General features: G+C 27.1%; 12 protein-coding genes and 1 pseudogene. All 13 read right to left on the minus strand.

All coding sequences use genetic code 4. The features are described from left to right. Positions 1 to 128: 128 nt before the first annotated feature. A complete protein-coding gene (locus tag EHU54_RS02295; protein ID WP_400248727.1) occupies positions 129 to 443 on the minus strand; it encodes a hypothetical protein in 315 nt (104 codons plus the stop codon). A gap of 109 nt (positions 444 to 552) precedes the next feature. Further along, positions 553 to 3,141, minus strand: coding sequence for an extracellular solute-binding protein (locus tag EHU54_RS02300; RefSeq protein ID WP_400248728.1), 2,589 nt, complete (start codon positions 3,139 to 3,141; stop codon positions 553 to 555). Continuing rightward, positions 3,125 to 4,093, minus strand: coding sequence for a spermidine/putrescine ABC transporter permease (gene potB, locus EHU54_RS02305; RefSeq protein WP_400248729.1), 969 nt, complete (start codon positions 4,091 to 4,093; stop codon positions 3,125 to 3,127). Before potB ends, EHU54_RS02300 begins: the two co-directional genes overlap by 17 nt. 12 nt (positions 4,094 to 4,105) lie before the next feature. Then, positions 4,106 to 5,158: a spermidine/putrescine ABC transporter ATP-binding protein gene (gene potA / locus EHU54_RS02310; protein WP_400248730.1), complete on the minus strand. Its 1,053-nt coding sequence runs from the start codon at positions 5,156 to 5,158 to the stop codon at positions 4,106 to 4,108. A 24-nt stretch (positions 5,159 to 5,182) separates the two neighbouring features. Continuing rightward, positions 5,183 to 5,716 (minus strand): helix-turn-helix domain-containing protein, encoded by a 534-nt coding sequence (locus tag EHU54_RS02315; protein ID WP_400248731.1) that lies wholly within the window; start codon positions 5,714 to 5,716, stop codon positions 5,183 to 5,185. A gap of 115 nt (positions 5,717 to 5,831) precedes the next feature. Then, entirely contained in the window at positions 5,832 to 6,653 is an 822-nt protein-coding gene (locus tag EHU54_RS02320; RefSeq protein ID WP_400248732.1) for an HAD family hydrolase, read from the minus strand. A 49-nt stretch (positions 6,654 to 6,702) separates the two neighbouring features. Beyond that, complete coding sequence (gene metK, locus EHU54_RS02325) at positions 6,703 to 7,854, minus strand: methionine adenosyltransferase (RefSeq protein WP_400248733.1); 1,152 nt, start codon at positions 7,852 to 7,854, stop codon at positions 6,703 to 6,705. A 265-nt stretch (positions 7,855 to 8,119) separates the two neighbouring features. After that, positions 8,120 to 9,058 (minus strand): hypothetical protein, encoded by a 939-nt coding sequence (locus EHU54_RS02330; RefSeq protein ID WP_400248734.1) that lies wholly within the window; start codon positions 9,056 to 9,058, stop codon positions 8,120 to 8,122. A 16-nt stretch (positions 9,059 to 9,074) separates the two neighbouring features. Beyond that, positions 9,075 to 9,875: a TIGR00282 family metallophosphoesterase gene (locus EHU54_RS02335; RefSeq protein ID WP_400248735.1), complete on the minus strand. Its 801-nt coding sequence runs from the start codon at positions 9,873 to 9,875 to the stop codon at positions 9,075 to 9,077. Positions 9,876 to 9,887: 12 nt separating this feature from the next. Then, entirely contained in the window at positions 9,888 to 10,208 is a 321-nt protein-coding gene (ylxM, locus tag EHU54_RS02340) for a YlxM family DNA-binding protein (protein ID WP_126820697.1), read from the minus strand. Beyond that, positions 10,208 to 11,194: a signal recognition particle-docking protein FtsY gene (gene ftsY, locus EHU54_RS02345; RefSeq protein ID WP_400248736.1), complete on the minus strand. Its 987-nt coding sequence runs from the start codon at positions 11,192 to 11,194 to the stop codon at positions 10,208 to 10,210. Before ftsY ends, ylxM begins: the two co-directional genes overlap by 1 nt. Before the next feature lie 102 nt (positions 11,195 to 11,296). Next, on the minus strand, positions 11,297 to 11,812 hold the full coding sequence (locus EHU54_RS02350; protein ID WP_400248737.1) for a zinc-binding dehydrogenase: 516 nt from the start codon (positions 11,810 to 11,812) through the stop codon (positions 11,297 to 11,299). Positions 11,813 to 11,985: 173 nt separating this feature from the next. After that, positions 11,986 to 12,101, minus strand: a pseudogene (locus tag EHU54_RS02355) (IS5/IS1182 family transposase); the annotation flags it as partial.

Consider the following 12,101-nt stretch of genomic DNA (forward strand, 5'->3'; position numbering starts at 1 on the left):
TACAATTATTTTAATAGGTTATGCAAGAAGTCTAATAAAAATACTTAAATTTCATTTTTGCTTTGCTATTAATTTATAGTCTCAAAAGTGAACATTAAATAGTGATAACGATAACAAGACAATTGCTTTTACACTAGCAAAAGGGTATCGTGTAAGTGAAGTGCAACAAATCAACTCAGAAAGGGATTGATTTGTTGCACTTCACTTACACGATACCCTAAAATTTCTTCAATTGAAATCCCAAGCATTTGTTCAGTTATCTGAAGCGGATTTGGAATAATATTTTTGTTAAGTAATGGCAAATTATATTTATTAGTAAAAACAATTTGATAAATATTGTTATTAAAATCTGTTGTAGGTTTATTTTTTTGATAAGTATTATCACGAAAAGAAAATAAAAAATAAATTAATGTAACTAATACTCCGAATAAAATTGTAAACATAAAATACCCCTGCTTTTTAATTGTTCTCCCCTACTTTCAAATTACTATATAATCATCTTATTTTTTATTTTCCTTTTGTTAATTAAAATTTAATGTTAAAAAATAATTATTAGTTTTTCCCAGCAATTAAAATATTATATTTATTTAATACATAACCATCTATATCAGTTATTTCAAATGGTCTATCGGCCATTTCTGGTTGAGCAACATACATTCCCTTCTCATTAAGTTTCGCTACAGGAACATAATCACGTTGATAATTAATCATTGCGCCAGATTCTGGATCATGACCATTACGATAATAATTATAATTATTTTCATAATCCATTACTTGTTGATATGGTGAAGTATAATTAGCTTCTTCTGTTAATGCTGATGAATTTTGAATAATAAAATTCATAAATTTATAAGCTAACTCCTGATTTCTAGCATTTTTTGATAAAACCATATTATCACTTCAAATGTTAGTTCCTTCAACTGTTTCTGGTGTTCATGCCGTTGTTGCTCGTGGGCGGGTAATAATTAATTTTGTTCCCTTCGCTTCTTCATGACTCTTTGCAAATAATGTATCCGCATAAATTGCATCCCCATTATACATAAAAGCAAAATCAAAACGTCCATCACCAACTGCATTGATTAACTCATCATTCATTAAGGCAACATTATTATGTTTTAACAATGTTGCTAATTCGTTGTAACCATGATCAACTTCCATTTGCGTTGTTGGTACTGGTTTGAAATAATTTTTTTCAGTATTTAACATAAATAAATTTCGTGGATCATTATTAATTAAAACTCGTTTATTTGCTGCGGCTGCTTGTCATAAAATATCCCATGAAATGCCATTTGAGATAATCTTATTATTTTCAACATCATTAAGTTTAATTTGATCGCGATTTATACTAGGTTCTCACTCTGCACGTTGATAACCAAATTTTCCTTGAGCTGTTGTTAGTAAATATTGATTTGCTTTAGCAAATATCTCATCTAAAAATTTTAAGTTACTTTCTGTTGGATTAATCACAAGTGATACTTCTCCTCAAAAATAAGGTAAACTATAATTAACAATTGTTTTTTGAGTAGCATCTTTCAATTTATTTTTATTTAAAACATTTAATAATCCATCAGCTAATGATGCCGCATAATTTTTATCAAAACATTTTGCTGTTGTTGGATCCAAAGTAGAAGGAACAATACAATTTTGATAAAATTCTGGATTTGTTTTTTGTACTGTTGCTACATCAACATTTAAATCATTAAAATATTCATTCCCAACTGTTCGTTCTTTGACATCTTGTCCATGATAATTTGGATTAGGTTTAATAATGTTGAAATTTTTATCAACATCATTTAATTTTTGATAATCAATTTCTTCTAAACGTCCTTCTTGCGCTAACTTATTAACCATATAGTCACTTGGAACCATCACGTCATAATGTGTCGTATATAATTTGTTATACAATGTTTCATTACTATCATAAACACTATATTTAACTTTTACATTATATTTTTTTTCAAACTTACTAATTAAATCTGAAGTAATATATTCACCTCAATTTGCTACTGCTAAATCATAAATATTATTTTTAATATAAACTGCTGTTAGCAAAGCAATTGAGCCAACTGAAATTGTTACTAATGATAATGACTTTCAACTTTTTGCCAATCAACGGAATTTTTTTCGTGATATTTTATTAATATTTTCTTTGGTTTCTTGCCGTTCAATAAAAGTTTGTTTTTTATTCTTAATTCATAAAACACTTTTATCATATTTTTTTTCTAGTTTAACAATTTTTCAGCGTAATTGTTCTTTTTGTTTTTCATTATTAATTTTTTTATTATTTAATTGATGATAAAGAAAGGCTAATTTCTTTTCATAGCACATAATATCTTTATCTTTATAAGTTCCTTTTAACATTTCTCGGCGAAATTTATTATAATTAATTTTATAAACATTTCATCCATTTCATCCAATAATAATAACTCCAATAATTGCAATACAAATCGTACCAAAAGCATTAATAAAAGGTTTAATTCTTTTCATTGTATAAATAAAAGTTGCAACATTGACATCGTCACCACCAGTAAAATAAGAGATAATAAAGTCATCAAAACTCATTGCAAAGGCAATTGCTGCAGCTGCAATAATTGCTGGTTTTAAAATTGGTAAAATAATTTTTCGCAAAGTTTGTGAGGGCTTTGCACCTAAATCTAATGAAGCTTCAATTAATTTTGGATCAACTTTCTGTAAACGTGGTAATACTGTAATAATTACATATGGAACATCAAATGAAATATGTGCTAAAACTAATGTTAACATTCCAAAATTTGCTCCTAAAGCAATAAATAACATCATCAACGAAACAGCTGTAATAATATCAGCATTAATTAATGGAATATTAGTAATTGATAATGTCATTTTCTGTGTAACTCGCCGTGCTCGACTTAATCCAATCGCAGCTAAAGTGCCAATAATAACTGAGACAACAGTTGCAATTACTGCTGTAAAAACTGACACAATAATACTTTGTAAAAAAGGTTGCTCACTAGCAAGTTGTTTATACCAAAGATCAGAAAAACCATTAAAAATACTCATACTTTCACCACTATTAAATGAAAATAAAATTAAAATCATAATTGGAATATAAATGAATAACATAATTAATGCCATATAAGATGATTTAAAAAACTTTTTCATTGCGACGCCCCTTTCTTGTTTCAAAATATTTTGATAATGAATTTGATAGCACAATAATTAAAAAAACAATAAGGGCTAAGACAACTGAGATTGCTGCGCCAATTCCAAAGTTTTCTCCTTTAAAGAAATATGCTTCAATTACATCAACAATTAAATTAATACGACCAATCCCCATAAATTTAACAATAATTAACGAAGTTGCTGCTTGCACTAATAATAATGTTCCACCTGCAATAATACCTGGGATTGATTGACGAAAAATAACTTTTCAAAATGTTTTAAAACAATTTGCTCCCAAATCTTTTGAAGCTTCAATTAATGAAGTATCAATTTTATCTAAACTATTATAAATTGGTAAAATTACAAATGGTAAAAATGCATACACCATTCCAATAACAACCGAAATTGGGGTTCCAAGTAAACTTGGATCAATAATATTAAACATTGTTTGTAATCCAATAATTTTTAGTAACATATTAATTCAAATTGGTAAGGTTACTAAAATTCAAATATTTTTTGACAATAGTATTGATTTACAAAATGCCATCACATAAGCAACTGGATAAGCAATCACAATTGCAATTAAGGCCGCAATTAATGAATATCCTAAAGCTAATAATAGTGCAATAACAAATTTTTGCTCTGAAAAAAAAGTTACAAAATTTTTAAAATTAATTTCAAAAACTAAACTATTTCCCGTTGGTTGAATAAACGAATATAATAAAATAATTAATAATGGTACAACAATTAATAAACTCATAATAATAAGGTATGGCCATAAAATTAAATTGAACCCTCTTTTAAACCATTTGTTTTGTTTTGCATGATAAGAAGTATTTAAATATTTTGTTCGACATCAAGCAGCAAAATGTTGAATAATTGATTTAATTTTACTACCTTGTTTTTTAAATCATCCTTTACCTTTTTTTATTGGTTTATTTTTGTTTTCCATCATTCTTGCTCCTTAATCATCAATCTCTTTCCACATAACATGAATATCTTCAACATTTCATGAAATATCAACTTGATCACCTTCTTCAACTCTATCTGTTGAATGAATTAAATATTTTCGTTCTTTACATTTAACAATAATTTCCCAATGAACTCCTTTAAAATTAACTCTTTTAACTGTTCCTGTGAAAAATCCTTTCTCAACTGGAACAATGTCAATATCTTCAGGACGAATAATAATATCAATTTGTTCTTCATTTTCACTAAATCCACGGTCAACACAAACAATTTTTTTGCCATCAATTGATACTAAATTATCTTTAATAAAAATTGCATTTGAAATAATATTTGAGTCACCAATAAATTGTGCTGTTCATAAATTCTCTGGTTCATTATAAATTTCCGCTGGTGTTCCAACCTGTTGAATTGCTCCATCATTCATTACAATAATACGATCAGACAATGTTAATGCTTCTTCTTGATCATGCGTTACTAAAATAAAAGTAATTCCAATTTCTCCTTGCAAAGTTTTTAATTCTGCTTGCATTTTTTTTCGTAACTTAACATCTAATGCAGCCATTGGTTCATCTAATAACAAAACCTTTGGCTTATTAATTAATGCTCGTGCTAATGCAACGCGCTGGCATTGACCACCCGATAATTGTTCAACTGATTTATCTTCAAAACCTTCTAATCCTACTAATTGTAAAAATTTCTTTACTTCAGTTTCAATAACATCATACTTATTGCGTTTAACTTTTAAACCATAAGCAATATTATCAAAAACAGTTAAATGCGGAAATAAAGCATAATTTTGAAAAACAGTATTAACTTCTCGTTTATGAACTGGCGTTTTTAAATAGTCCTTTCCTAAAAATAATAATTCTCCGCTATTAGGTTGTTCAAATCCAGCAATAATTCTTAATGTTGTTGTTTTTCCACATCCTGATGGTCCTAGTAATGTGACAAATTCTCCTTCTTTAATGTTTAAGTTAATTCCTTTCAAAACTACTTTTCCTTCATATTGTTTTGAAATGTTTCGTAACTCTAAAATATTTGTTTCCAATGCTCCTGCTCCTTTTCTAATCTTTTAAAATATTGGTGGTGTTGAAATTCATAATACCTCAACAATTTCATTTGTTTCATTTTTTAAATAGTGTTGATTATTACCATATAAATAAAAACTATCACGAGTATGTGCTGTTTGTACTTTTTGCCCAGAATAAACTAACACTGTTCCTTTCAAAACATAACCAAAAATCTGACCCTCAAATGGTAATATCCGTTCTGATTCTCCTTGCGGCTTAATTTGAATTAAAATTGGTTCTAATTCATTTACTTGCGCATTAGGAACTAATCATTCAATTCGATAATCATTTTGTTCAACTTTATAATGTTCTTCTGCTGCATAAACGAATTTTCTATTTTTTTCTTGTTTAAAAAAATCTGCTAAGTTGGTGCCTAAAACTTCTAAAATACTTTCTAGTGTTTCAATACTCGGAGAAGAAATATCGCGTTCAAGTTGACTAATAAAGCCTTTCGTTAATTCACAACGATTTGCTAATTCTTCAATTGTTAAATTATTTTTTTGACGTAATAGTTTAATTTTCTCTCCTAGTAACATAAACAACCCTCCTTTGGTAATTTTGTTTAGTTATACTAAACTTTTTGTTTTTAAATTACGACCACATTAATTATAAAAAAAACAAAAAAAATATCAATAGTTTTGATGATATTTTTTATTTTTTAAAATATTTATTAATTGCTTTTGCTACTCCTGAACGACGATAATGGGCAGTCGTATCATCAGAAATAGTTTTAATATCCGCTTTAGCATTTCCCATCGCAATTCCAACGCCAGCTCATTTTAACATTTCATAATCATTTGAACCATCACCCATCGCAATAATTTCTGCTGGTTGAATATTATATATTTTAGCAAGATATTCTAAAGCATCTTTTTTGTCACTACCCTTTGGACTAATTTCTAAATTTAAACTTTGATTTGGCAAATATGACCAATCAAAAATATTAAATTCATATTTTACTAAAAGTTTTGCTTTAAATTTTAGAACATTCTCTTTTTTACCACTAACAACAAACTTGTAAGCTTGGTCATGTAAAGTAGTAGGATCATATACTAATATTCTTTTTCGTTTTGTGTGAAAACTCATTCATTTAGTCATCAAACTATGCTTAGTATTAACATAAGCAAAATGTTCATTCTTAACGGAATATGCTCATAATTGAATTTTACACTCATTAGCAAGATAAAAAACATTGATTAATTCATCATTAAAAAAAACATTTTGTTGAAGAATTTTTTCTTTCGCAAAATCATAAATTATGCCACCATTAAAACCAATTACTGGCATTTTATTTTCAATAATGCCTAATTTTTTTGCAACTTTTCTAATCGCACCAATACTACGCCCAGTTGCAATAATCACTTTAATCCCATTTGCCAATGCTCACTTAATTGCTGCAACATTTTGCTTTGAAATTCGATTTCTCCTTGCTGTTGTACCATCCAAATCAAGAGCAATTAACTTATACTTCATTAGTTTTTCTCCTCTTATTTTTATTCTTTATGTTAATTATATCTAAAAATTAAACATCTGGTAAATATTTTATTAAACTTTGAACTTTATCTAATCTTTCTCATGGTAGTTCAGTATGGTAACGACCAAAATGCCCATAAGTTGCCGTTTGTTGATAAATTGGTTTTTGTAAATCTAACGTTTCAATCATTGCTTGGGGGCGAAAATCAAAATTTTCTTTAATCGCCTTCAATATAATATCATTTGCAACAAAATTAGTTCCAAATGTTTCAACAAAAATTGAAATCGGTTCAGCAACTCCAATCGCATAAGATAATTGAATCTCACATCGTTCAGTTAATCCTGCCGCAACAATATTCTTTGCAACATAACGAGCCATATATGCTGCTGAACGATCAACTTTTGTTCCATCTTTTCCCGAAAAAGCACCACCACCATGCCGTGCATATCCACCATATGTATCAACAATAATTTTTCGCCCTGTTAACCCAGCGTCACTTTTTGGTCCACCAATTACAAATCGACCAGTTGGATTAATTAAAACTTTAAAATCTAAATTCATTTTAAATTCTTGCACAACTGGTTCCATAATTTCCGTAATAACAAAGTGTTTAAATTTAGCTTCATCAATATCTTCATCATGATGAATTGACATTAAGATTGTATCAATATAAATATGTTTAGCATTTGTTATGTCTAACGTTACTTGTGATTTCATATCTGGTCGTGCCCCAATAAACATTCCTTTTTTACGTAGCATACTTGCTCGCTTTACTAAAGCATGAGCAATAGAAATTGCTAACGGCATATAATTATCTGATTCATTTGTTGCATAACCAAACATAATTCCTTGGTCACCAGCTCCATCTTTATCAACACCAAGTGAAATATCTGGTGATTGTGTTTTAACTAATATTTCAACTTCACAAATTTGTCAATCAATTCCTCATTCTGCATCATTATAACCAATTTCTTTTAATACTTTACGTGCTACATTGGCATAATCAACTTTTGCTTTTGTTGTAATCTCACCACCAATAATAACCCGGTTTGTTGTAATAAAGCATTCACATGCTACCCGTGATAAGGGGTCTTCTTTTAAGCATGCATCTAAAACAGCATCTGAAATTTGATCACAAATCTTATCAGGATGCCCTTCTGATACTGATTCTGATGTAAATAAAATTCGCTCTTTTCCCATCTTTTTCTTCTCCTTAATCATAAATAAAACCACATCAGAATAATGTGGCATTAATAACAATATGTTTACATATAAATTAATAGTTAAGTTCTATTCAATAACTAATAAATCTTATTGGTAGCATATCATTTTGCCCTGCTAAAAGCACCTTCTAGTTAAATATAGGGTTGCTAGTGGATCATTGCTTAGCGTACTAACCACTTCTGAATAAGTTTTATGTTGTTACTTGACAACAAGTATATTATAACTTAAAAATTAGTTAATTTTAATTTAAATTAATTATTTCGGTAAGAATTTCAACACTAATATTTTGATTAGTGAATAAGTAATGTTTTGCTGTTTCAATTTTTTTTATTTTAACTAGTCCATTATTAATTAAAGTTACTTGTTTTGTATCATAAAATTTATCAACCTCTGCTTGTAATATTAAAGTTTTTACTTTAAGATTATTAATTTGTTTTACTATCTTTTTATTAAGATAATTAAATTGTAAAATTTGATTTAAAAAATAAGTTTGTTCTTTTTCCATCATTAAAGTACTATAATCTTCATTTTGACTTAAAAGTTGATAATCAATATGAATTTTAAGAGTTTTGTTTAAATTAAATAAAAAATCAAATCCAATCTCAATTTTGCTAATCATTGAAAATCTTATTCCATTTAAATTTGTAATTGGATTAACAAAAACAACTTTTTCAATTAATGATTTTTGTTTCAATAATAAATTAATTAAACCACATGAAAATCCTTCTAATAATAAAATAATTCTTTGTTGTTCATATTTATTTTTTAATGCTGTAATTACGTCAATAATATCATTCACTAAAACTCCAACATTTTTAATACTAGTTGGCACATTATCTCCGACATTGCGTTGATTAAAAGCAATTACTGAAACTTTATGCTTAGCTCATATTTCATTATTAATTAAACCAGTAAAATTTTCCTTACTACCGTATAAATCATGAACTGCTAAAATAATATCCTGACCAGTTTTATCAATTGTTCCTAATGTTGATAATTCATATTGATCAGAAGTAAGAAAGTGTTTATGTTCGATATATTCAGGTAATTGAATTTCTCATCGTTTTGTTTTCTTGTTTAAAAGACGATAACAACGTAGAAAAAAATAACAACACAAAAAAATTCCTAGAATAATACAAACAACAATAATGATTACATTCGTTTTAATTAAACTAGTCATTTAAGTTACTCCTTTATTATCCTAAAAAATCAGTTTCATTTTCTGGATGAATTAAAATTCGTTCAATTTTTATTGCTTGGTTAGTTTTATCATCTACTTGTAATCATACCGCTGAAAAAATTAATTTATCATTTTCAGCTGCTGGTTCAAAACGCACTGGTAAACCAGTTTTTTCCTTAAGAATAATTTCTTCTGGATTTGCCCCAATAATTGAATTATAACTACCACACATCCCAACATCGGTAATATATGCTGTTCCTTTTGGCAATATTCGATTATCTGCTGTTTGAACATGAGTGTGCGTTCCAAAAAAACCAGTAATAATACCATCATAATTCCAAGCAAAAGCTAATTTTTCTGCACTAGCTTCGGCATGAAAATCAACAAAATGAAGCTCACTATCATCATTATTAATAATTTCTTCAAAAATTGTGTATGGATTATCTACTGGGTCCATAAAACTACGACCCATTAAATTAGTCACACGAATTTTTTTATTATTAATCTTAATAACAACTGTGCCTTTTCCAGGTGTAAACGAATTAATATTTGCTGGTTTTAATAAATCATTTACTTCTTCAATATAATTTAAAACTTCTGGATTACGAAAAATATGATTTCCGGAAGTAATAATATTAATCCCCATTTCTTTTAATTCATTATAATGATGCTTTGATAATGATTTCCCATTGGTAGTATTTTCACCATTTGCAATAATTAAATCAAGCTTATATTTTTTTATTATTTGTGGCAAATATTTATTAACAGCTGTCCGTCCAGCTTGTGCATAAATATCACCAATCATTAAAATATTCATTTTATTTTCTCCTTAATCACTATCAATTTTTTTTAATTTTTTTATTAATCCAGCACATTCCTTAATATTTTCAAATTCTTGATAAATGATATCTCGCTGATGTTGCTTATAACCTAATTGTAAGTTATTTTCAAATTTATGCAAAGCATTTGTAATTTTTACCAATGAATCATAAACAGCATTACGCGAAACATTTTTTAACCCTGCAATTTCACTTAATGAATAATCATCAAAAAAATATAATTCAAAATATTCTCTTTGCTTTGTTGTTAATAATTCCCGATATAATTCATATAAAAGAATTAACTCATTTGATTTTGCCAAATCTTTCATTATTCTATTTCCACTTCATCCTTGTTAAATAAATCTTTGGTTAAATTATAAATATATTGCTCAATATCAAATTCTTGTAAATCAGTTGGTTGCTCACCCAAACCAATTAACTTAACGGGAATGTTTAATTGGTCCTTAATTGCTAAAACAACACCTCCTTTAGCCGTACCATCCATTTTTGTTAAAACAATCCCACTAACATCGGTTACCTCCGAAAAATTCTTTGCTTGTGAAATACCATTTTGACCAGTAACCCCATCAATTACTAATAAGGTTTCATGTGGAGCATCGGGAATTTCGCGTTGAATAATACGATTAATTTTATTTAATTCATTCATTAAATTAACTTTATTTTGTAAACGTCCCGCTGTATCAATAATAATAATATCAACTTGTTCTTTTTTTCCTTTAACTAATCCATCATAAATAACACTAGCTGGATCTTGCCCTTCTTTTAACGGTTTAACAATATTAACATTTAAACGTTCTGCTCATTGGTTTAATTGTTCAACCGCCCCTGCCCGAAAAGTATCACCAGCAACTAATAGGACCTTTTTATTTTGATCAAGAAATTGTTTTGTTAATTTAGCAATAGTTGTTGTCTTACCGGCACCATTAACACCAACCAACAAAATAACATTTAAGCGTTGGTCTTTAATATTTAATTTATTTTGTTTACTTTTTGGATTATTATATAAATCCATAATTACTTCAACCAAATAATCATTTGTGTCCTCAATGCTTCAACCTTTTCGTACTTTTTTACGAATTTGATTAGTAATTTGTAAAACCATATTCATTCCCATATCACTTGCAATTAAAATTTCTTCTAATTCTTCTAAGTATTGGTCATCATATTCTTTATACTTATGTGCTAATTTTTTAATATCATTAGAAAAGGTTAAACGTGTTTTACGTAACGCCTTTTCTAATTTAATCTGTTTTTTTTCTTCACGTTTTGCTTTTAATTTTTGAAAAAAATCCATTTCTTTCCTTCACCCTATTCTATTGCTTGTTATAATTTCACAACAACTTTAAAAATATTTGTCTCCATAAAAGTTTCATATGCTTTTAACACTTCATTTTTATTAAAAGTTTTTGATACTAAAATACTTTGGAATAATTTCCTTATTTTCAATTTTTAATACAAGTTCTTTTAAAGTATAACAATTTAAAATTCCGTTATGAATAGTAATATTTTGATTTAATAATTGTTGTAAGTTAAAGACAACTGGTTTTTTAAAAACACCAATTATAATAATTGTACCATTAAAATTAATCATTTGTTGTGCCTGCTCAAAAGTACCCCGGTCATTACCTACACATTCAATTACTAAATCATATTTAATATAAAAAGTAGTTAAAGTACTATCATAAATTTTATGCGCCCCCATTTTTTTAAAATAATTTAATTTTTGACTATGATGACCATAAATATCAATTTTTTTATTATATTTATTTAATAACAATAAAATGCCTAAACCAATTGGCCCATCACCAATAATATCAATATTATTAATTTGTTTTAAATCAATTTTTTTAATAACATTTTCATACCCTGTTGGTAACACATCGCTTAACATTAAAGCATCAATTAAATTCATTAGACTTTTTGAATAACCTATTAAAATAATTGTAAATATTTTTAAAAAGATACTAATAGCAAATTATAATTTTCATTAATTATGTTTTTTATTTAAAAATTTAATATTTTCCTACAACGAAAAATGACTTTTTTATTTAAATTATTTAATTTTAAATACATCTTCTATGCTATCTATAATAATTGCAAATTATAAATTGAAGCAATTAAATTAAATCTTAAACTAAATCGTTTTCTATGATTACGATATTTTTCTGTAATAATTTTAAATTTTTTAAGAATAGCAAAAA

This window comes from Spiroplasma sp. ald, assembly GCF_044714355.1.
In the GTDB taxonomy this organism is placed as follows: domain Bacteria; phylum Bacillota_I; class Bacilli_A; order Mycoplasmatales; family Mycoplasmataceae; genus Spiroplasma; species Spiroplasma phoeniceum.